The 23,159-nt window shown below is 64.2% G+C and carries 14 protein-coding genes; 2 read left to right on the top strand and 12 right to left on the bottom strand.

From position 1 onward, the window contains the following. Positions 1-128: 128 nt before the first annotated feature. From ACE3UG_RS14300 to ACE3UG_RS14280, 5 genes are all read right to left on the bottom strand, one after another. The gene (locus tag ACE3UG_RS14300; RefSeq protein ID WP_374624940.1) at positions 129-1,343 is read right to left on the bottom strand and encodes an ABC transporter substrate-binding protein; all 1,215 of its coding nucleotides are present in this window, start codon (positions 1,341-1,343) and stop codon (positions 129-131) included. 391 nt (positions 1,344-1,734) lie between these two features. Beyond that, on the bottom strand, positions 1,735-5,496 hold the full coding sequence (locus ACE3UG_RS14295; RefSeq protein ID WP_374624938.1) for a DNA translocase FtsK: 3,762 nt from the start codon (positions 5,494-5,496) through the stop codon (positions 1,735-1,737). A gap of 109 nt (positions 5,497-5,605) precedes the next feature. Next, the gene (locus ACE3UG_RS14290; RefSeq protein ID WP_374624936.1) at positions 5,606-6,613 is read right to left on the bottom strand and encodes a hypothetical protein; all 1,008 of its coding nucleotides are present in this window, start codon (positions 6,611-6,613) and stop codon (positions 5,606-5,608) included. A 526-nt stretch (positions 6,614-7,139) separates the two neighbouring features. Next, a complete protein-coding gene (locus ACE3UG_RS14285; RefSeq protein WP_374624934.1) occupies positions 7,140-10,157 on the bottom strand; it encodes a putative bifunctional diguanylate cyclase/phosphodiesterase in 3,018 nt (1,005 codons plus the stop codon). A 218-nt stretch (positions 10,158-10,375) separates the two neighbouring features. Then, positions 10,376-11,248 carry a hypothetical protein gene (locus ACE3UG_RS14280; protein ID WP_374624932.1) on the bottom strand — a complete coding sequence of 291 codons (873 nt, stop codon included), beginning with the start codon at positions 11,246-11,248 and terminating at the stop codon, positions 10,376-10,378. Positions 11,249-11,613: 365 nt separating this feature from the next. Here ACE3UG_RS14280 and ACE3UG_RS14275 point away from each other — a divergent pair, with 365 nt between their 5' ends. Next, positions 11,614-12,102: a MarR family winged helix-turn-helix transcriptional regulator gene (locus ACE3UG_RS14275; RefSeq protein WP_374624930.1), complete on the top strand. Its 489-nt coding sequence runs from the start codon at positions 11,614-11,616 to the stop codon at positions 12,100-12,102. A 102-nt stretch (positions 12,103-12,204) separates the two neighbouring features. Next, entirely contained in the window at positions 12,205-13,743 is a 1,539-nt protein-coding gene (locus tag ACE3UG_RS14270) for a DHA2 family efflux MFS transporter permease subunit (protein ID WP_374624928.1), read from the top strand. 90 nt (positions 13,744-13,833) lie between these two features. Here the strand turns inward: ACE3UG_RS14270 and ACE3UG_RS14265 are convergent, their stop codons facing one another. From ACE3UG_RS14265 to ACE3UG_RS14235, 7 genes are all read right to left on the bottom strand, one after another. Next, positions 13,834-15,063: a diguanylate cyclase gene (locus ACE3UG_RS14265; protein WP_374624926.1), complete on the bottom strand. Its 1,230-nt coding sequence runs from the start codon at positions 15,061-15,063 to the stop codon at positions 13,834-13,836. A gap of 383 nt (positions 15,064-15,446) precedes the next feature. Further along, positions 15,447-16,298 carry an IclR family transcriptional regulator gene (locus ACE3UG_RS14260; RefSeq protein WP_374625035.1) on the bottom strand — a complete coding sequence of 284 codons (852 nt, stop codon included), beginning with the start codon at positions 16,296-16,298 and terminating at the stop codon, positions 15,447-15,449. A 121-nt stretch (positions 16,299-16,419) separates the two neighbouring features. Beyond that, positions 16,420-18,054 (bottom strand): AMP-binding protein, encoded by a 1,635-nt coding sequence (locus tag ACE3UG_RS14255; protein ID WP_374624924.1) that lies wholly within the window; start codon positions 18,052-18,054, stop codon positions 16,420-16,422. A gap of 17 nt (positions 18,055-18,071) precedes the next feature. Then, complete coding sequence (locus tag ACE3UG_RS14250) at positions 18,072-19,823, bottom strand: ABC transporter permease subunit (RefSeq protein ID WP_374624922.1); 1,752 nt, start codon at positions 19,821-19,823, stop codon at positions 18,072-18,074. A gap of 55 nt (positions 19,824-19,878) precedes the next feature. Further along, a complete protein-coding gene (locus ACE3UG_RS14245) occupies positions 19,879-20,952 on the bottom strand; it encodes an ABC transporter ATP-binding protein (RefSeq protein WP_374624920.1) in 1,074 nt (357 codons plus the stop codon). 34 nt (positions 20,953-20,986) lie between these two features. Further along, positions 20,987-22,069: an ABC transporter substrate-binding protein gene (locus ACE3UG_RS14240; RefSeq protein ID WP_374624918.1), complete on the bottom strand. Its 1,083-nt coding sequence runs from the start codon at positions 22,067-22,069 to the stop codon at positions 20,987-20,989. A gap of 118 nt (positions 22,070-22,187) precedes the next feature. Beyond that, positions 22,188-22,988 (bottom strand): enoyl-CoA hydratase/isomerase family protein, encoded by an 801-nt coding sequence (locus tag ACE3UG_RS14235; RefSeq protein ID WP_374624916.1) that lies wholly within the window; start codon positions 22,986-22,988, stop codon positions 22,188-22,190. Positions 22,989-23,159 lie beyond the last annotated feature (171 nt).

Genomic DNA, 23,159 nt, shown 5'->3' with positions numbered 1-23,159 from the left:
CAGACGGCGCGCGCGCTGCGCCCGGACGCCCCGTTGCCAGGGACCCCGAACCCAAGCGGCACGCGCCGTCGTTCACCCGTCATGGCTGCGCAGCGCAACCAAAGTACAGTGCTGGGAGGCAGTGCAGCTTACTTCGCTGCCTTCTCACGCACCTTGCTGCCAGCCTTCAGGTCGGTGTCGTAGGCATACACGACGCGATCGCCCTTCACTTCACCCATCACCGGGATGTTCGCGCTGATAGCGTCGTGATCGTCATGCGTGAACGGATGATCGTAGGTCGTGACCACGCCGTCGACCGGGGTCTTCAGGTTCTCGAGCGCAGCACGTACCTTCGGGCCGTCCGTGGTGCCTGCCTGCTTGATGGCCGCGGCCAACAGGTAGATCGAGTCGTAGCCCTGCGCAGCCGACACTGCCGAGTCGATGCGATTGTTCTTCGGCTTGAACATGGCCAGATAAGCGTCGATGAAGGCCTTGCGCTTGGGCGTATTCGGTTCCTGAATGAACGTCTGGGGCATGCGAGCGCCCTCACCGTTCGCACCCGAGTTGTCGATGTAGTTCGCCATCGCGAGCGTCCAGCTACCGACCAGCGGCAGCTTCCAGCCGAGCTTGCCCATGCCGTTGGCGATCTGCGCCAGTTCCGGGCCGATACCGTACGTGAGGATGACGTCGGCGCCAGCCTGCTTGGCCTTGAGCAACTGGGCCGTCATGTCGACGTCCTTGATGTTGAACTTCTCTTCGGCGACCGGCTTGATGCCCTTGGCGGCGAGCGCCTTTTCCAGATCTTCGCGGCCGAGCTGACCGTAGTTGGTCGAGTCGGCGAGAATGGCGGGCTTCTTGAAGCCGCGACGGGTGATGGCCTCTTCCACGATCATCGGCGCCTGGATGCTGTCCTTGGCGGAGTTGCGGAAGACATAGTTATCGGGATACTTCGGCGCCTTGAACTGCTCGGTGATGACCGTGCCGGTCGCCACGTTGTTGAATACCGGAATCTTGGCGTCTTGATAGAAACGCTGCGAGGCCAGTGCAACGCCGGTGTTGATGAAACCGACGGTCGCGACCACGCGTTCCTTGTTGATCAGTTCCTGCGCGATCTGCACACCGCGTTCGTTTTTGGCTTCGTCGTCGCGCTCGACGAGCACGATCTGACGCCCGAGGACGCCACCGGCCTTGTTGATTTCCGACGCGGCCAGGCGCACGCCATCGCGCATGGAAACGCCCATCGACGATGAGCCGCCGGTATACGGACCGGACACGCCAATCTTGATCGGATCGGCCGCAACGGCCATCGAGGCGGATAGAGCGAACGCCACGGCGCCAGCCATGAGCTTGAATCGGAATTGCATAAAGGTCTCCTTCGGTGCGATGCGTTTCGGTATGACGCTTGTGTGCTTCAATTTCCTGATGTCGCAGGCCCTGCCGCAGAACGCGTGACTCGCGAGTAATCCTCCACCCGTCGCACCCCCCCGGTCTTGTATTTCGTGTCAGGGCGATACCGTAAAGCACGCTTCGAACGACCAACCTAGCGCGCCGATTATGTGTTCGCTGAGTTTCGCCCGCAAAGGCGGGAATACCCCTACCGGCACGCGGGTTTACGCGCCGTCATCGCGCATTGGCGCGGACTTCCAAGGTATTTGACGGCGCATGCCATGTACGGCGCATGTCCGGTTATCGACACGGACTGCCAAAGAGTTCGACTCGATGAGCGGGTCGTAAGGCAGGTGTAAGCGACGGCGGTTACCCGCCGGGTGCAATCACGTCGCGCGCGCCATTTCGCCCCATCGCGCTGACCAGTCCGGCCGTCTCCATCTGTTCGATGAGCCGGGCGGCGCGGTTGTAGCCGATGCGCAATTGCCGCTGGACCGCAGAAATCGACGCGCGACGCGAGCTCAGCACGAATGCCGCGGCTTCGTCGTAGAGCGGATCGGCCTCGGCATCGCCCGTCGTCTCGCCGAACAGATCGGCCACGGCGTCTCCCGGATCGCCCGCGAGAATCGCTTCGTCGTAGTCCGGTTCGCCATACTGCTGCCAGTGTCGGACGACGCGGTGCACCTCGTCGTCGGCAACGAAGGCCCCGTGCACCCGCTGGGGATAGCCCGTGCCCGGCGGCAGGAACAGCATGTCGCCCTGTCCCAGCAGCGATTCCGCGCCCATCTGATCGAGAATCGTGCGCGAATCGATCTTCGACGACACCTGAAATGCCACCCGCGTCGGAATATTCGCCTTGATGAGGCCGGTAATGACGTCGACCGAAGGACGTTGTGTCGCAAGAATCAGATGAATCCCTGCTGCGCGTGCCTTTTGCGCGAGCCGGGCGATCAGCTCTTCAATCTTCTTGCCCGCCACCATCATGAGATCGGCCAATTCGTCGATGACCACGACGATGAACGGCAGCCTCTCCAGCGGCTCCGGCGCGTCGGGCGTGAGCGAGAACGGATTGCTCACTTTCTCGCCCGCCGCGCGCGCGGCATCGATCTTCTCGTTGTAGCCGGCCAGATTGCGCACACCGAGCGCCGACATCAACCGGTAGCGCTTCTCCATCTCACCCACGCACCAGTTCAGGGCATGCGCGGCCAGCTTCATATCGGTCACCACGGGGGCGAGCAAATGGGGAATGCCGCCATAGACGGACAGCTCCAGCATCTTCGGATCGATCATGATGAGTCGCACGTCGTCCGGTGTTGCCTTGTAGAGCAGCGACAGGATCATGGCATTGACAGCCACCGACTTGCCCGAACCGGTCGTCCCCGCCACCAGCAGGTGGGGCGCACGCGCCAGGTCGGCGACGACGGGCTGGCCGGTGATGTCCTCGCCCATGGCGAGTGCGAGGTGCGAGCGATGGGTATCGAACGCCGGGGCCGTGAGGATTTCGGACAGGCGAATCATTTGCCGCTGCGCATTCGGCAGCTCCAGCCCCATGCAAGTCTTGCCGGGAATGGTCTCGACCACGCGGATTGACGTCACGCCCAGCGCACGCGCCAGATCCTTCACGAGACCGACTACCTGTGCGCCGCGCACACCCACCGCCGGCTCCACTTCGAAGCGCGTGATGACCGGGCCCGCCGACGCACCGACCACCGTCACAGGCACCTTGAATTCGGCCAGACGCTGCTCGATCAACTGGCTCACAGCGGCGAGCGCTTCGTCTGAGACCACGTTGGCGGTGTCCTGCGACGTCGCGGCCGACAGCAGATCCACCGACGGCAGATCGTAGTCGATGGCGACGCGCGGCGGTGCAAGCGCGTACGGCGTGTCGGCCGAGAAGGTGGCTGGGCGCGGCGTGACACCGGAAGACGCGCCGAACGGCGCGGGCGCGGAGAACGACCCAATGGTCGGCATGACGGCCACCGACGCAGGCGATCTTCCCGCCGACGCGAGCGACGCAGGTGATGCAGGTGATGCAGGTGCGGCCGATGCCGAGACTTCGTCGTCGTGCGCAAGAGATGTCCCATCAACGCGCGCCCAGGTGCCGTCGGCGCGCAAGACGTAGTGTGGCTTCGATAATGGCGCCGTCGCTTCGATGCCACCGGGAACACCGTCATGCGCCGTGTTTAGCATCGGTTCGAACGCGTCGATCGGCTCGGCCGATTCAACCTGTTGCGCGAGTCGAACCGGTTCAACGGGTCCAACCGCTTCAACGGGTTCAACCGCTTCAACCACGCCAACGGGCTCGTCAAGCGACGAATCGGTTGGCGCATCGACGGCTTCCACGCTCGCCAGGACATCCGCAAAGGCGAACGGGCGATGCGGCGCTGCGACCGCCGGGGTGGACGCCGCTCCCGATATTGCGGGTGTCGTAACGCGGGTGTCCACGCGCACGGCAGCGGATGGCGGTTCGACCGCCACGTCCCAAGCGGACGGCGCTTGCGCACCGGAGACAGGCGCGTGCGCATGCGCATTGGCGTTCATCGTCTCCGATGGCACGCGTTCCTGGCTCGGCGCAGCGCGTTCCTCTGGATCGTTGGCCGTCATCGAATGGGTCGGTACCCCCTCGGCAGCATTGCCAACATCGGGCGAGTGCGATGCAGTCCACTCACGCAAATCGCGAAGCAATGCTTGTGCTTCATCGCGCAACGCGGCCAGCGCCTCTACGCCCGCCTGCCCGGCGGCGTGAGCGGCCTCGCCCTCGGCAAGCATTTCAGCGGCCAGTCCCGACGGCAATGCGTCGACAGGCGGTACCCCGATCCCTGTCGTCGAGAGATCGACAGGCGAAAATTCGGAGAGTCCAGCCAGAAGTGGCGTCGCGGCGTCGGAAGCCGACCACGACGCGGCCCCACGGATCATCGGTACCGCTGCACTTGCACCTGCGGCAGCGGCGGGCGGCGTCATGACGTCGGCCGCACGGGTCGAGGCGGTCTGCGCAGCGCCATCAGTCTGCGGCCGCACGCCAGGCTGTGCACCACGCGGCGCAATATCCTCCAGCCCGAGTTGCGGCTTGCGAAAAGGGCTATGCACGATGGTGCCGCGCAGATGTGCCGGTGCGACGCCCACCGGACGACGATAGCCCGTCGCGCCTGGAATCGACGTCGAGTGCAGCGGATCGACGGGTGGACTCGGGGGCATCGGGGAATTCGGGGGCATCGGCGCATTGCGTGCCGTCTGCGCCGGTACGGTGCGCGTCTCTCGCGAGGTCAAGCCGGGCTCGGCACGCACGAACTCCGTCATCCGAAGCGTTTCGCCAGAACCCGTACCGCGCACATACGCGCCGGACGGCAAGCTGGGACGTACGGCCGTCGCAGACGCCTTCACGCTCGCCGCAGAGGCGATCGCGCCGGCGACTGCGGTACCGCCTCGGCCGGCCGAGGCGCCCTTTCCTACCGGGCGAACGCCGGCGCCATTCGCAAACGATGAAAACGACGCAAACGACGGCTCGGCACGCGGTGCGCCGCGAACCGTCAACGGCGGCGGCCGCATCGCATCGAGACGTGCGCGCTCCTCGTCGGACAACTTCCAGCGCGGCTGCGCCGCAAGACCGCGGCGGCGCGGCATTGGATCGTCCGTCAAGCTGCCGACGTTGTGATGCCCTTGGCCGAGCGTGGGTGCGAAGCGCCCGCCTCGCTCGCCCGCATCGAACGACGCGTGCGAAAGTCCCCGCGCCGGCTCGTGCCGCACGCTATCGAAACGTGACTCGTGAGCTGGAATTTCCTCGTCGTCGGACGATTTGCCGCGCGCGAGCATGCCCCACCAAGTGGTGCCGAAGACCAGGGGAAGGCAGAGAAGAAGGACGAAGCCAGCCACGCCCATCGCGAGCGTACCGCCCAGCGCGATGCTCAAGCCGTGGGAAAGAAATTGGCCGACGCGGCCACCCGCGGTGTTGCCGTCGCCGCCGGTCAGTGCCGCCAGCGTGGCGCTCGATATCATCGCGAGCGGCACACCGAACAGCATACGGAGCGTGCCGGGGCCGAAGATTCGAATCTCGCCGCCAAGCAGACCCCGCACGCCAGGCCAGCACAAGGCCAGCAACCAAAACGTCGACAGACCGAACCAGCCAAACCCCATAATCGCTCGTGCTTCAGGAAAACCCGGAGTGCGATTGTAGCAGGTCGATCAGCGCCCAGCGCCCTGCCGGCAAGGACTTTCGCGCGCCGGGACGCGCCGGCGCAGCGCTTCACGCTTGACCGTGCGTCCCCGTCGAACATACGGCTGGCGCCATGCCGATATCGCGGCGGTCGCGATCCGCGTCCGGCACCACCAGACTCAGGTTCCGGCGGCGCAATGCGCGCCAGTCGACCTTCTCGAAGATGTCGTCGCCCAACGCACTGGTGCTCGAAAGATTGTCGACGCGCACGCCACGCGCACGCAAGACGCCCGCCGCGTGACGGAACGACGGCTCGATCAGGTGGGTGAATTCGGCATCCAACCGCGTCGGCGCACGCGTTTGCGCCGTCTCGTAGAACCGGGGCGTGTGCGAGGCGTCCCGCAGATCGACGCCGTGGAGATACATCTGAGTGAAGCCGAGCCACGTCGCGACCTGCAGCGCAAAGTACGCCACCGTGCCACCATGGAAGAAGCCATTGTCAATGTCGAAGCTGAAACCCAGGCCGCCGTCCTCGCCATGGAAAGACGCGCTAGCCGCGACCCTTGGATTCGCGCGCAGCGCCTCGCTCGTACGGGCGGCTTCCATCCCCCGCTTGAAGATGTCGTCCACCAGATAGAACCGGCAGCCGAATGCCGACGCAGGGAACGTCTCCAGCAAACGTGCGAGCACGACCGGCGTGATGAACAACACCAGATCGCGCGCCACGATCCGGCGCGCCAGATCCGGCCGCTGCCGCACGAAACCCGCGTCGAGAATGCAGTAGAAATCGAATTTGACCGGCGCCAGGTCGGTCAGCGCAATGGCTCCGTTCACGCCCATGACGTGATGCATCGGCAGCGCGTCGTAATCAATCTCCGCAATCGACGGGCCGCTCGCAATGATGTGGCAAGGCAACCGGCGCAGCCGTTGCAATTCGGAACGTCGGGCGAGCGGCACATAACGGCCGCGCCATGTAAAGCGCTCGATGGCACCCCTTGCGTCGCGCTCAATGCTTGCGTGCGGCCACAACCGTTCGTTGTGCCGCCACTTCGCCGTATGGCTATAGCGATACACGAGCTTGAGAAGTGTCGAAATCATTGTCGTTGTTCTGGTTAGGTCACCTGGCCGCGCCGCACGCATCTCGTGGATGTGTACGGTCCTAACCCCCGTAGCTTATCGCTTGACTGTCGCTTGACTGTCGTTTGACTATCGCGTGTCTATCGTTTGTCGAGCACCGGTAAGCCGCCTCGAAATCCGCGCCTCACCCCACCGCGCTTCACCCCAAAATGCGGAAACGGTCCGCCGGTGCATGGAGACTTGGCTCCATCACGTCGATGCACAAATTCTGCCACCCTGGCTTCGCCCGGGACAACATTTATTCCCGCTGGAATTCTTACGTCGAGTTACGCTCCAACGACCTTCCGAGCGAAGGGGCTTGACACCGAAATGCCCGATTCATGCGGGTTTTCGGTGTATCACGCTCAGCGAACCATGGCGTTCCGGCGCATTTGCGTGAAACGCACCATTGCACAAAGCAGTGCCAATCCGCCGGGGCAGCGCGACGGTCGACGCCGCTTGCATCAAGCCATTTGCGCGCAACGCAAACGCCCCCCCGTGGATCGAATCAGTGCAACACCGCGCTGTCGCTTTGGCGCGGGTAGAAGGCCTGCCCCAACTCAGCCAGCAACAACGCCAGTTGCGGGTCGCGAACGAAACTGGCCGCCGAGTCGGCCGCCAGAATGGCCTCGGGCGTCTGCGGACGCGCAATCAGGAAGCCTTGTACATAGTCGACGCCCAACTCCGACAACGCTTCGAGCGTTGCCGCGTCTTCCACCCACTCCGCGACGCTGCGAATCCCCAGATTCTTCGCCAGCGCCACAATCGCCTCGACGATCGCCAGATTGGCCGGGTGCGCCGCCATGCTTTGCACAAACGCACCGTCAATCTTGATGGCGTCGACCGCCAGATCCTTCAGGTAGGAAAACGAACTGAAGCCCGCCCCGAAATCGTCGAGCGCGATGCGCCCGCCCAATTGGTGAATCCGGTCGACAAAACGACGCGTATTGTCGAGATCGTGCAGCGCCACGGTTTCCGTGATCTCGATGCACAGCAGGCCGACGGCGCGCTCATGGGCCGCCAGCGACGCAAAGATATCCCGCACGAAGTGCTCGTCGTTGAGCGACGCCCCCGAGAGGTTCACGCACACGAACCGGGTTTTCACGAGACGATCGCGGTTCGCGTCGATCCAGGCGAGCGTGTTCGTGAGCACCCATTTATCGATCATGCCGATGCTGCCGTTCTCCTCTGCCGCGCTGATTACGCGCGAAGCCGGCACGATGTTGCCGTCCGAATCGCGCATGCGCAGCAGCACCTCGAAGTTGAGCGACTCACCAGGAGACGCCATCTCCATGATCGGCTGCATCTCAAGAAACAGCGTGTTGGGTGTGAGTCCGGCGTCGAGCGCGTCGATCAAACGCAATTCGGCCAGCCGCTCACGGAATGCCGCCGCCCCGCGCTCGTAGACGACCAGTTCGCGGCGTCCCTTCTTGGCTTCGCGACAGGCGCGGTCGGCCGACGAGATCGCGTCGGGCACGCGCATGTCGGTCGTCAGCTCGATCACTCCGGCCGATGCACGCACCTGGAACGCGCGCTCCCCGATCTGATAAGGCTCCCCGGCAATTGCGTCGACCAGACGGCGCGTCACGGCAGCCGCCTCCTTGATCGTCGCATCGCGAAAGACCACGATGAACTCGTCGCCCCCGGTGCGCCCAACGCTCTGATCCGCCGACAGACGCGCGCGCATCCGGTCGCATGCCTGACGCAGCACTTCGTCGCCCGCCGCATGACCGAAGAGATCGTTCACGAGCTTGAACCGATCGAGATCGAGATAGGCCAGCGCCGCCGGTCGAGTATCGGAGAGCGTTCGGATTGCTTCGCCGAGCGACTTCTCGATGCCGCGCCGGTTCGATACGCCGGTGAGCGGGTCGTTCTCCGCCAGATAGCGCAGTTGCTCCATGGTGCGAGCGCGTTCGGTGATGTCCTGCAACGAACCTTCGATGCGCCCAGCGGAGAAGATCGCCTTGACGAGATAACGGCTGGTGCGGCCGTCGTCGCGCGGCAGCGACAGAATCTCGAGTTCCGATTCGTCGCTATGCTGGGCGACATCGAGCAACATACGCCACGTGCTCTGACCGAAAAACTGATCCCAGCGATAGGTGAGTCCTTCGGTATTGGGAATGCCGAGCATGGTGTGCAACGCCGCGTTGCCCCGGACGAAGACGCCCTGGTCGTTGAGCGTGAACAGGCCGACGGGCGTCACGTCATACGCGTTGCGAAGCTCCATCTGCGCCTGGAGCTTGCCCTGATGCTCGGCACGCATCTGCTCGGCAATGGCCAGTGCCGCCATCAGGCTGGAGAACAGAGCCGCCGTCACGCTGTTCAGCGCGGACGAGAGCGCACGCGCGTTGAACGCGGCGGCGATCACTTCGGAAAACGTGGCAAACAGAACGATGGCCAGCGATGCGCTATACCACATGGCCACGCGCGAGCGCGTCAGCACCAGAATACGGGTGAGCAGCGCCAGCACGATCACAATGCCCAGCGCGGCGACAGTCCACAGCACGGGAATGAAATGCGCATACGGCAACGCAATCGCCGCGCAGCACAGCACTACACCGGCCCATTGCAGCACCATCACCATCCAGCGCAAGCCCACGCGGAGCAGTTCGCGCTTGAAGAGCTGCGTGAACAGTGAATAGGTCAGCACGTAGTAAATGGCGAACGTCGCCTTGCGCACCAGGGCGTCCCAGTCGGTCGGGATGGTGCGTTCAAGCCATTGCGTGTCCGCGCCGAGCGAGTTTGCCGCGAGCCGAAGATTGCCGATCAACCATGCCGCAAACAGAACGTAGAGCCATTCCTTATTGATGATGGCGGTGACGAGCACGAATGCCGAGAGCGTCAACAGGCCGCCTTCGAGCAGGCCGTTGCTGCGGTGGAACTCCCGCTCGGAGATGCGCAGCTCAGACGCCGGCCAGGCGACCAGCGTCAGATGTGCCGGCCCGGAAAACGTGGCCTCGCACAGGAGCGTCACCGGTGCGACGAGGTGTCCGAGATCGATCGCGAAGCCGGCTTTGGACACGCGGATCGCCCCGCTGACCGCGCCGCGGTCCGCGCGCCCGATGGCCGGGGCGTCAGGATTTCGCCAGCAGGCGAGCGTTTGCGCGTGACGCGAGGGGAATTCGATGACCGTATGCTGCGCTTCGCCCACGGGGGGCACACTCACACGGAACCACACGGGCGCTTCGGACAGATGCGTGCTGAACTGATGAACAGCAGTCGCACGCTCGAGCGAGCCCTGTACCATCGGTGGGCCGAACGTGACAGGAAGGTCGCCTTGCGCCTGAAAGGTCAATGGCGTAGCGCCGCGCACGGCGTACTGGCTCTCCTGAAACACCAACACGATGCCCGAGAGCAGCATGATGGCCGCAGGAACGGCGTATAAAGAAATAGTGCGAAATAGCTCGTCGAGCCTCGCGGTGACGCGCCAACGGCGCCGCGTGCCGGTGAGTCCGGTCAACTCATCGGCGAAATCGTTCGTATTTCGGCTGTGATCGTCACGCTCGTTGCCGAGTTCCCCCGCCATATGAGTCTTAAGCCCTTATCTCGTTGACCACCCCCGCCTGAATCGCCGGGCAAGGCTCGCGTCGCGGCTCGCCTTGCCGGCCGGGCCGGCCCCGTCCCGTGCGGCCTTCTCTCGGGCCGTCACGGGCAGGGATCTCTCGCCCGACTTGCTCGTTATCGCCGCCGCCGCAAAAAGCCAATGCCGCGCACGACGGGATAACGTTAGTTCGATTAACGGCATTACACCGCCAGGCTGTAGCCTGATGCTACGCATCGTACCTCGTCGGCAGCAAAAGATAAATCCCGCAAATGCGCGCCAACACTGGCTTCGCCCGACGAAACACGTCCGCCCGCCTCCATCTCCGGCTCACCCAGACGCAGGTCGGGGTGATGCGTGAGGCACATATAGGCGAACAGCGGATGCCCGGCCGCCTGCCAGCGCGTGCGCGCCTGCGCCACGTTGAGCGCCAGCACCCGGTGCCCGATGCCGCCGACGTGCGCCATCGGGATCAAGCCTTGCGACGGAAAAACATCGGTAAACATCAGCGCTTCGTACTGCCGATGCAACGGCGGACGCGCCGTGATCACCATCCAGTCGATGCCCGAAAGCAGGCAATACTGATAGAACGCCTTGAAGAGCGCCGTCTTGACGACGCGCCCCACCGGCCCGGCCACCACGCCCAACCGCGTTGCCTCCGCCAACGCCGCGCTGTCGAGCCATTCCGGCAACGGTGCCGAATCCTCGAGATGCAACGGATGGTAACGATTGGTCTGAATACGCATCGTGCCGAGCACCGCACCGTCGAGCCGTGCACGCGCCACGAGCACGATCGCGCCCGGCTCGCGGTCACTCGTCTCCGGCTCACTCAACGTGGCAGCCAGATCGGGGAGATGGCGCCCGTACGCGGCCTGACGCATGGCCACCGCGTCGCGCAACGCCCCCTCGTCGCGCGCGATCGTGACGACGAAAGGCAGCCGCTCTTCACGCATCGCCGTGAGATCGGTGAGCGTCGAACGTGCTGCGTCCGGCAATTCCGCCGGACGAGGATTGCCCGACAAACGCTCGGCGTTGGTGATGGAAAGGACATCCGAAGCTTGTGAAAGATCAAACATGAGTGACACTCCTTAAGATCAAAAAAGGGACGGGTGCCATGCACAGGCGATCTTGCCGATGCATCGCACCATTCCTTTCTTGATCCGCAAAGGCGAAGTGTCAAGTGCTTATTTTCCTTGGTTTTTTTCAGACTTTTTCGGACATCCCACCCACGCCCGGCCGGTGAGTGGATAAACCGCCCTGGAACCCCCGTCGCACCGTGCGAAACCGTCCACCCGCCGATAAGTACGCCTGACGGTCCCTCCCGGGTGTCACCTATTTGCGACAGTTGCCGCTCCATGATTGACTCTGGCAAAATCGTAAACCTGTTTACTAGTTGATCGCGACGAGGCGGCCCGACGGCTTGCGCCACGTCGGCTAAATCATGTCGAAAATCGATTGGTCATCTCGTTTTGGCACGCTGGTGCACGACGTCGCGCGCGTCTATTCGCGACTGTTCGACCGGCGTGCCCGTGGCAACTTCGACCTCACGCGCGCGCAATGCCGCGTGCTGGTCATGCTTAACCGCTACGGGGTGCAGACACAGGCGGAACTGGCCGAACGCATGGAGCTGACGCCGATGGCGCTCGTCAGACTGTTGGAGCGGCTCACGGAAAAGGGGCTTGTGCGGCGTGAGCGCGACTCGAACGACAAGCGCGCATACCTGCTCCACCTGACCGACGCCTCGGCGGCGAAGATCGACACGATCGTCGCCTTCGCCAATGTGAGCGAGCGCGAAGCCCTGGCCGACCTCACACCGGCCGAGCGTGCGGAACTGTCCCGGCGGCTGGGCAAGGTGCTGGCGAGCCTGACGCGTGCGCAAGCCGAATGTCCACCGCCAGCGCGCCACACCGAGGAAACGGCGCCGGAGTAGTTCGCCGGTGTCGGACATCGGCGCAAGCCACAACGCGGAGCGACGGGCCCATGCATCGCACCGACATCACGACAAGTACCACGATCTCTCAGAGGCATTACTGTGTCATCCCTCGAAACGACGGGCGATTCGGGCAAGCATCGCGCGCTGGTCAGCGTGTCTGTCATGCTCGCCACGGTGCTGCAAACCCTCGACAGCACCATTGCCAACGTTGCGCTGCCTCATATGCAGGGCAGTCTGGCCGCCTCGCAAGACTCGATTACCTGGGTGTTGACGTCCTATATCGTGGCGGCGGCCATCGCGACACCGCTCACGGGCACGCTCTGCGCGCGCTTCGGGCGCCGTCGCGTCTTCCTTTGGTCCGTGGCTGGCTTCACGATGGCATCGGCCTTGTGCGGCATGGCGCAATCGCTCACGGAAATCGTGGCGGCCCGCCTGTTCCAGGGCATTTGCGGCGCGGCGCTCGTCCCGCTGTCGCAAGCCACCATGCTCGACATCAACCCACCCCACAAGCACGGCTCGGCGATGGCGATCTTCGGCATGGGGGTGATGGTCGGCCCGATTCTCGGCCCCTCGCTGGGCGGCTGGCTCACCGATAGCTACAACTGGCGCTGGGTGTTTTACATCAACCTGCCCATCGGCCTGATCGCGTTCCTCGGCATTGCCGCCTATCTGAGAGAGCCGCCGGAACAGAAAGCCGGAAAGTTCGACGTGCTGGGCTTTGTCACCCTGAGTCTGGCCATCGGCCTGCTGCAGTTACTGCTCGACCGGGGCGAACAACAGGATTGGCTGAACTCCACGGAGATCTGGCTCGAAATGCTCGGCGCCATCGTGTGCTTCGCGTACTTCGTCGTTCATACATGGACGGCCGGCGAGCATTCGTTCTTCGACCGCGCGTTGCTGCGGGACCGGAACTTCAACACGGGCATCGTCTATATCTTCGTGGTCGGCATTATTCTTTACGCCACCCGCGCGCTGCTCCCGCCGATGCTGCAAAATCTGTTCGGCTACCCCGCGATCCTCACCGGGCTGGTGACAGCGCCTTCCGGTGCCGGGACAATGGCGGCCATGCTGATCGTCGGGCGGCTGGTCGGCAAGGTGGACGTACGCTACCTGCTCGGCCTCGGCTTCGCGCTGACCGCCTATTCGCTTTTCCTGATGGCCGGGTACTCGCTCACGCTGCGTCCGACCGACATCGTTTGGCCGGGTGTCATTCAGGGCTTCGGTCTCGGCTTCGTCTTCGTGCCGCTCACCACGGTCACGTTTGCCACGCTCCCCGGCGCGCTACGTGCCGACGGCGCAGCCATCTATAGCCTGTCGCGCAACATCGGCAGCAGTATCGGCATTTCGGTCGTGCAAACGCTGCTCACACAGAACACGCAAGTCAATCATGCGGTGCTCTCCGAGCACATCACGCCATTCACGCAAGGTGTTGAGACTTACGTGCAGACGTACGGTGCTGCGGCAATGGCAGCCCTCAATGCGGAAGTCACGCGCCAGGCCGCGATGATCGCGTATCTCGACGACTTCCGGCTGATGCTGTTGCTCACGCTCATGGTCATGCCGCTGTTGCTCTTTATCCGGCTCAAGAAGAAGCGCCCAGGCGAGGTCGACGCGCCGGTGCATGTGGCGGCCGATTGACGGCAGATTGACGGCAGATTGACGGCCGACGGCCCGACATGCCAGCCCTCCACCGCCGCTCCCCCATGCCGTCGGCTGCTGGCCAATGCGTCAACCGCCTGACGCGATTCGCAGTGGCGCGGGCTCGGCGGCCGGCATGGCCGTCTCCGGGGTGTAACGCACGCAGCGATTCCGACCGGCGGCCTTGGCCTGATACAGCGCGCGGTCGGCGCGTTGCACGAGCGACGACAGCTCGCCGCGCGAGCGCTCCTCGCAGGCGATGCCGATGCTCACCGTCGCGCCCACTGGCTCGCCCTGCACTATGCGGCCTGCCTGCGCGAAGGCTTCGCGCACGCGCTCAGCGATCGACTGCGCCTCGGGCGCGCCGACCCCCGGCAGAAACAGCGCAAACTCCTCACCGCCATAGCGCCCGAAAATATCGTCCGAGCGCAGTTGCTGCGACGCCGTGCGGGCAAACAACAGCAGCACCGTGTCGCCGAACGGATGCCCGTACGTATCGTTGATGCGTTTGAAATGATCCAGATCGAGTAGCAGCAAGGCCACCGGTGCGCGTACTACGCCGTGACGACGCAGTTGCTCGCGCGCAAGCCGAATGAACTCGGGGCGGTTGAACGTCTGGGTCAGGCCGTCGCGCGTCGCCGCGCGGTGGAGCGCGATTTCCGAGCGCTCCTTGCCTAGCGAGACCATCAGGAAGCTCGCGACGACGATCAGCACCAGCATTTCCGTCGTCGCGACCTCGGGACCGAACCCCACCATAAATCGTGGATCGTCCGGTCCGAGCCACACCAGCGCCACCGCGCGGGCCGTGTAAAACGATCCGTGCAGCACGGCAACGACCGTCAGCACGATACTGCTCGGCAGCCTCGATCCCGACGCCTGCCAGAATTCCTTGGCCGCAAGCAGGCTGTAGAGCGCAAGCAGCGCGAAAAATAGAACGCCGCCACTCCACGCGTCCAGCGGGCGGGCGAACAACCACGTTCCCCACAGCAGCACGGCCGGACCGCCGAATACCGCGACCCATTGCACGCTGCGCGCATGAAAGCGCCGCGCACCGCTCCACACCATGGCGAAGGCCAGCGTTGCCACGGCATTGCCCAGCGGATAGAGCACCGCGAGCCTGGGGCCGCGGGCGGCGAGCAGATAGAGAATGGGAGGGAATGTGGCGAGCAGAAAAGCCAGACTCCACCAGCGCGGAGATTCCGATTCGTCACGGCGCAGCGCGTCGAGCATGAACAGAATGCCTGTCGCAATGCTCAACAGAAAGGTCACGAACTGCAGCGTCGGCAGATCCAACGCCGGCAACGACAAACCAAGAGCCATGGCTCCGTCCCCCGTACGCGTCGCGAGTCCACGGGCAGACTCGCCCGGAACGCGATGCGCAGTTTGAAGTACGGGGATTGAAAGGCTGTCTGAGAGAGCAGCGGTTCGCTATGCGGGACGGAAAGTCCAACAGCGGCTTGCGCGCCTTATGTGGCGCACCGTCTGGCCGCCCCGGTCCGGCCATCGGTATTTCTCAGGAATGCCCGGCACTACGTGCCCGAGCGCGCACCGTCTTGCTGCACGCAGGTTTGCGTGCCACGATGCGCGATGCCGGAATTCCCGGAATTTAGCGCTGCTCCATACCCATGCGGCGGGATTCTAACACGCCATTTTGAGAGGTCATGGCGCCAGCGCCCCTCCCGAAAATGACAGGGCAAGCGGCGTCACATTTCCTGCCGACGCCGAGCCGACAACGCGCCGGCGGTCTGGATCACAAGATCGGCGAAGCGCCGCTCGTCGCGCTCGGCATTCCAGCGCACACGGGGGACGGCGATGTTGATAGCCCCGATGGCCCTCCCGTCCTGATTCACCACGGCCGCCGCCGTCGAAATATCGCCCATGAAGAACTCGTCCTCCGTGTGCGCATAACCCTGCTTGCGAATACGGGTGAGCCGCTCCTTGATCTTGCGCGGTTGCGCCACGGTGGCGGGCGTGAACTGCACGAGATTCGTCCGCGCGAGCAGGTCGTCGACCTCGGCCTCGTCGAGCGTGGCGAGCATCGCCAGCCCCGGCGACGTGCAATAGGCAGGCAGTCGCGAGCCGACAATCACGTTCGCATTGAACACGCTGCGACTCACGATACGCAGCACGAAAACAATGTCCGTGTCGAGGCGCACCGTCAGGTTCGTCGCCTCCTCCGTTTCTGCCGCCAATTGCTGTAGATACGGTGCGGCGCGACTGACCAGCTCGTTCGAGACAAGGTAGTGATAGGTGAAATCCAGCAGCTTCGGCGAGAGTTCGTACTTCTTGCTCTGCGGATCCTTGAGCAAGTAGCCCAACGCCGAGAGCGTAAAGGTGAAGCGCTGCGCCGCGCTGATGTCGAAGCCCGTGGCCGCCGCGATCTCGGAAAGCGAAAGATGGCGCTTCGAGCCGTCGAACGCGGTCAGCACCTTCATCGCCTTTTCTACCGACTGAACGTAAAGCGTCGATTCGGCCGACGTGGCAAGCGCGGTTGCCGCGTCGGCGGCAGCCGCCGCTTTGGCTCGGGTACTAGGTGTTTTGGTGGTGGCCACGATCGTTATGGAATGGGGCAGACGGAGGTTGATTATCTCATAAAAATAACAATATATCTTATGCCGATAACAATGGCGGCACCCGTCCCTTCAGACATCGGCGCGCTCACCTGGCCCGCACCGGTCACTTCGTCATCGACATCGCCCACGCCCCACCGGTATCGCGCGAGAGCAAATGCTTGCGAATGCGCTCCGACGGGGTCGTCTCGAAATGTCCGGTCGCGCGATAGTAGCGCGGCCGCTGGTAACTGGCGAGCTTGTCGGCAGCCCATTGCGCAAGCACCGGCCAGTCGACAGTCTGGCCGTCGCGAAATTGTACGTACAGCATCACGTCCTGCTCGCCGATGTCGCTCGCCACACCGATAGCCGCGCACGCCGCCACTGCCGGGTGCCGCGCGAACACGCGCTCGATCTCCCACGCGGATACGTTCTCGCCGCGCACCCGCATGCTGTCCGTGCGGCGGCCAATGAAGATCAGGCTTCCGTCAGCGTTGCGCCGCGCGCTATCGCCTGTGAACAGCTTGCCGTCGCGCAACGCCTTCGAGGTGGCCTCGGGATTGTCGAGGTAGCCGGGCAAGAACACCCCGTCCACCTCGCTCGACAGGGCGATCTCCCCCGGTTCGCCGTCGGCCACCGGTTGCCCGGCATCGTCGAGCAGTTCGAGCGTGAGCCACGGCAATGCGTGGCCGATGGCGCCCGGCATGTTCGCGTCGTTGAGCGTGGCGAAGCTCGAGCACTCCGTCATGCCGTAGCACTCCCGCAACGTGCATTGCAAGCGCGCTTGCGTGGCCTGCCATGCGCTTGCGGACACGCCTGCACCCCAAGCCACGCGCAGGGAGTTCTGCGCCGGTTGTGCCTCGCGTGGCAGTTGCATGAGGATGTCGAGGATACCGCCGAGATAATGCAGATGCGTTGCCTGCGCGGCCGCGCATTGCTGCCAGAAGCGGCTGGCCGAAAATCGCTCCACCACATGCATCTCGACATCGGCCAGGAACGGCAGCAACAGCATTTGTGCGCCGCCGATATGGCATAACGGTTCCCACAGGAACAATCGGTCGCCATCGTGCGCATCGGCCACGCGCAGCGCAGCCTCACTGGCAATGCGCATCATGCGGTGCGTGAACAACACGCCCTTGGGCGCGCCGGTCGTGCCCGACGTGTAGATGATGCACAGCACCGAGGCGGGCGTGACCTGCGCCGCCAGCGGCTTGGCGCCGGCGTAAGCGTCGGCTTGTGCCGTCACCTCGGCCAGCAGGCAACGCACGACGCGCGTCCCGTGATGATCCGGCTGCCGCGCCGCAAGCGCCACACCGGCGTCCAGCACCTCGGCGAAGGCGGGTTCCGCAATGAGCAGCTTCGGCTTGGCATGGCCGAGCAGATACTCGATCCCATCGCCCTTCAGACGCGTGTTGACCGGCACCCACACCAGTCCGGACAGCATGAGGGCGTAGATCAAAGCCACCTGCGCCGCGCTGTTACCCAGCATGACGGCGACCCGGTCACCCGGCACAAGCCCCTGCGCCGCGAACCACGCTTGAAAGGCCCCTACGCGCGCCGCCATCCGGGCACGGTCGATGGCTTCGCCTTCAAACACGACGACCGGCTTGGCCGACGTGCCGTGAAGACCCGCCATCAACAACGGCACGACATCGAGCCGGTCGCCCTCGGCTCGCTGGGGAAAGTACTTCGTGTAAGGATGTGACGCGCAAAGCGACTGCGCATTCACCGGCGCAACTCGGGCAACGTTGAACATGGACATTCGGAATTCCGCTGATATCAATAGCGCTTGCGTTTGAAAATCGAAGACAGCCAGACGATGAACACCATCAGGAACACCAGCGAGGTCGCCACCGCAGCCAGCGTCGGGGTGACGGCCAGTTGGATGTCGTCCCACATCTGCTTGGGCAGCGTGGTGTTGATACCGCCGGACACGAAGATGGCGATCGTCAGATCGTCGAACGACACGATGAAGGCGAACAGAAATGCCGAACCCAGGCTCGCCGCCAGCAACGGCAGCAGTACGGTGCGCACACGGGTGAAGGCCGACGCGCCAAGCATCTTGGCCGCATCGTCGAGCCGCCAGTCGAAGCGCTTGAAGCTCGCCGAGAGCGTGACCACGACATAAGGAATCGCGAGCACCGTGTGACCGATCACGAGGCCGGCGTTCGTGCCCGCGAGTCCCCAGCGCGCAAACAGATACAGCAGCCCGACGGCGACGACGATGCGTGGCACGATCAACGGCGCGATGAACACGGCGAACAGCGGCTTGCGCCAGCGCGAGGGCAGCCGCACGAGCGCCAGGCTCGCACCGAAACCGAGCACCAGCGCGAGCGCGGCGGTTGCGAAGCCCACACCGAGCGAGCGCAACAAGGCCGCCTGCCACACGCTCGACTCGATGAACGCCACGAACCATTTCATCGTGAAGAGTTCCGGCGGGAAGGCCACGAAGGACTGCTTGGTAAAGGCCAGCGGCACCACGAACGCAATCGGCAGCACCAGGGCGAACACGACCGCGCACGCGTAGGCTTTGAGACCGAAGCCCGCCGCCGCGCGCTCGCGCCCTCGCGATGGGGAGCACTTGCCCGCGAGTCGTCCAATGGCGATGAGCGCCGGCAACACGCGCCCGCCTGTGCCGGCGCGTCGCTCAGGCGACTCGCCGGCGAGCGACGAAAGCCCCACGACCCGATCGTAGATGAAGAACACGACGATCGAGCACAGCAGCAACACGCTCGAGAGCGCACCGGCAAAGCGCAGATCGAACAAGTCCAGCACCGACGAGATGACGAGCTGCGCGACCATCGTTTCGCGCGGCGAGCCGAGCAGCGCGGGCACGATGAAAAAGCCCAGGCTGGTGATGAAGACCAGCAGCCCGGCCGCCGCCGCCCCCGCCCCTGACAGCGGGAGAAAGACCGTGAAGAAGCCCGTCGCCCGATCGGCCCCGAGCGTCTGCGCCGCCTGCACGAGTTGCATGTTGATGCCGCGCATGATCGGCAACATGGTCATGACGGCGAGCGGCAGCATCGCGTGCACCATGCCGATCAGCACCCCCGTGAGCGACGGCGCCAGCGTGCCCGCATTGTCGAGCAGTCCCAGATGCGTGGCGACCACCGTCAGCAGGCCAGTCTTGGAGAGGAGCAGCATCCACGCGTAGGTCTTGACGAGATAGCTGGTCCAGAAAGGCAGCACAATCCACAGGAGCCAGCGCTCGCGTGAGCGCGCCGACAACCGGGCGAGCAGGTACGCGACCGGATAGCCCAGCACAACGCAGAGTGCGGCGGTGAGGAATGCTATCCAGAACGTCGTGGCCAGCACTTTGACGTACACGTCTGAGTGCGTCATGCGGGCGAACTGCGCGACGGAGAGCACGCCGTCGGCGTTGTAGAGACCGCCCTGCAAGATCTCCACGACCGGCACGATGAAGAACACGGCGAGAAACAACAACGCGGGCACGGCCGGCAACCACCGCGCCATATGCCGCGGCCAGGCAATACGAGGCCCCGCCTGAGGCAGGCGTTGAACAAGCCACATGACAATGACTCCTGAAACGAATGACGTGGGCGTTGAGTGGAATCGCTGGAATCGCTCAGCGCGTGAGCAGCGTTGCGCGGCCGTGATCCCAGGCCAGCCCGACACGCTCGCCGACGCGCGGCGTGAGCTCGCGCGGGCAACGCACGGTGAAGTCCGCGCCGTCGTCGCCCTCAGCGCCCTGGTTCAACGAGACAATGGCGCGGGTGTCCGCTCCCAGAAACACGACTTCGCGAATCGTGCCCGCGAGTGCGCCGTCGTCGGGCGACGTCAGACGCGCCGCCTCCGGGCGCACCAGCAGACTGGCCGCCCCGGCGGCGGGCACGTCGGCCCCCGGGCCAATCGGCACCCGCCGGTTGCCCACGCGCAGCGCGATACGGCCGTCGTCCGTGCGCTCGACCACGCCGTCCAGCAAATTGGAATGGCCGAGGAAATCCGCGGCAAAACGCGTCGCCGGGCGGTCATACAACTGCGACGGCGTACCGATCTGCTCGATGCGCGCCTGATTCATCAGGCAGATCCGGTCGGAGAGCGTGAGCGCCTCGTCCTGATCGTGTGTGACATAGATGAAGGTCGCCCCCAACTCCTGGTGCAGCCGACGAATTTCCAGTTGCATATGTTCGCGTAACTTCTTGTCGAGCGCGCCGAGCGGTTCGTCGAGCAGGATGATCGAGGGGCGAAACGCGAAGCACCGCGCGAGCGCAATGCGTTGCTGTTGCCCGCCCGACAGCTCCGATGGCAACCGCTGGGCGAAGGACTGCATCTTGACCATCGCGAGCGCAGCGTCGACCGCCGGTCCCAGTGCTGCGCGGGGCAGCTTGCGCATGCGCAGGCCATACGCCACGTTTTCCCAAACGGTCATGTGCGGGAAAAGCGCGTAGCTCTGGAACACCATCCCGATGCCGCGCTTGCCTGGCGCGTCGTGGGTGGCGTCGCGCCCGTCGATGAGCAGCTGCCCGGCGCTGGGCTCGACCAACCCCGCGATCATCTGCAACAACGTGGTCTTGCCCGAGCCGGACGGCCCGAGCAAGGTGAGAAACTCTCCCGCCGCGACCCGCAGGTCGGTCGGCAGAAGCGCGGGGGTCTCGCGATACGTCTTGGCAAGACCGATGGTTTCCAGTTTGGTGCTCATGTTCGTCTCATCCTGCTCGGTGGCCTCTGTCGACTTACGACAACAGCCATGCATTGAACCGCTCGGTGGCCTTCGTGCGGTTCTCGGCCCACCACTGCGGACTCGGCAGACGCATACCCTTCAGATTGGCCGGGGCCGTGGGCAACAGCGGCGCGCGGTCCTTCGCAATGCCATCGAACGCTTTGAGGTTGGTCGGGCCATACGCGAGATCCTGGGTAATGAGCGCCTGACGCGCCGGGTCGCCACAGAAGCGCACGAATTGCCGTGCGAAATCGGCGCGCGGCGTGCCCTTCGGAATGCCCCACCCTTCGATGGAATACAGTCCTTGATTCCAGACGATCTTCACCGGCGCCTTGTTGTCGATGGCCGCCTGCGCGCGGCCGTTCCATGTCGACATCATGTCGACATCGCCGTTCTGAATCGCCTGCATGGCCTGCGCGCCGGAAGTCCACCAAAGGTCGATGTGCGGCTTGATCCTGTCGAGCGACTTGAACGCTCGGTCGAGATCGAGCGGATACAGCTTGTCGATGGGAACACCGTCGGCCATGAGCGCCTGCTCGAGCGTGTCGAGCGGGCTGCGGCGCAGCGAGCGGCGCCCGGGAAAGCGCTTCACGTCCCAGAAGTCGGCCCATGTCTGCGGCGCGGCCTTCGGGAACTTGTCGGTACGGTAGGCCAGCACGGTCGAGTACACGTCGACCCCCAGCCAGTCGGCCGTGACCGCCTCGGGCATGATGCCCGGGAAGTCGCTCGCCTTCATGCCAATGGGCTCGAGAAAGCCCTTCGACTCCAGATAGGGAATGTCGGCCGAGAGCGTGAGCGTCGTCACATCCCACACGAAGTTCTTCGTCTGCACCATCGCCGCGAACTGGGCCACCGGCTGCGAATCGCGCGCCACGCTCACCACCTTGATGCCAGTGGCTTTCTCGAACGGGTCGTAGAAGGCCCGCCGGTACGCGGTGGTGTAAGGCCCACCCGGATCGGAGACGATCAACTGGCGCGCCTGTGCATACGCAGTGCGCGAAGCGGCCAGCGGCAAGGCGCTGGCGAGCGCGGCAGTGCCTGCCATTTGCAGCAGGCGGCGACGGGACGGGTTTTGCGGGTCGAACGGATGGGACATGGGAAACTCCGCTAGCGTGTGGACAGACGCGATGCGCATGTCCTGTCATGGTGGCCGCCCGGTCACGCGGCGCGTAACGCCGGGCGGTGAGACTTCATTCGACGGTGACCGGCAACGCTCAGGCTTTTGCGGTCTCGGCCTTGGCGGCGCGCTTGGCAAAGAATGCCGCCATCATGCGCGCAGGCTCGCCCGACTCGTAAGATTCGCGCTGAATGCGCATGCCGGCTTCGATGGCGTCCTGGAACGTCCCCTCGGTCATCTCTCGGAAGCGCTGCTTGTCCAGGCGCATCGCGACCGGCGGCTTCTCGGCCAACTCGGACGCAATCTCCAGCGCCTTCTCGAAAACCTTCTCTTCCGGCACGAGATGGTGGATCAAGCCAAGACGATGGCACTCGTCGGCGTCCATCAACCGGCCCGTGAGCGTGAGCTCGACGGTGCGCGACAGGCCCAGCATATGGTTCATGATCCACGGACCGGTCGTGCTCGCAATCCCGGCGTTGATCTCCGGCTGCCCCATGCGCACCCCCGGATGGCCAACGCGAATATCGCCCAGCAGCGACACCTGGAAGGCCGAACCGGCCGCCGTTCCGTTCAACGCCATGACGAGCGGCTTCTTCAGGCTGCGAATCACGTCGTAGTAATGCTCCCAACCCTTGATCCACTCAATGGCGGTGTCGCCGTCGAAATGCTTCGCTTCGGCCAGATCCTGCCCGGCCGAAAAAGCGCGCCCTGCTCCGGTCATGATCACCGCCGCCACGCGCTCGTCGGCATTGAACCGCCCAAGCGCTTCGATGATCATTTCGCGCATGGCGATGGTCCAGGCGTTGAGCGCCTGTGGCCGGTTCAGCGTAATCACCGCGACGCGGCCGACCTGGGTGAACAGGACTTCCGGTTCCGTTTGCTTTGTTGTCTCGCTCATTTGAACTCCAAGGGCACGCACGCGTGACATCACACGTGCATTGAGAGGGTGACCATGCGATCGACGCATTTTTCGCTAAACAATTATCTCAGTGCAATAACTGTTATTTGAAAGAAATATAGTTACTTCAAAAAGATGACGCAAGCGGAATCGTTTCAGGGTTTACCGCAG

The sequence above is a fragment of the Pandoraea sp. genome, from assembly GCF_041919235.1.
In the GTDB taxonomy this organism is placed as follows: Bacteria; Pseudomonadota; Gammaproteobacteria; order Burkholderiales; family Burkholderiaceae; genus Pandoraea.
Note: the sequence above shows the minus strand (reverse complement) of the source record. Positions and strands in the feature narration are given on the sequence as shown.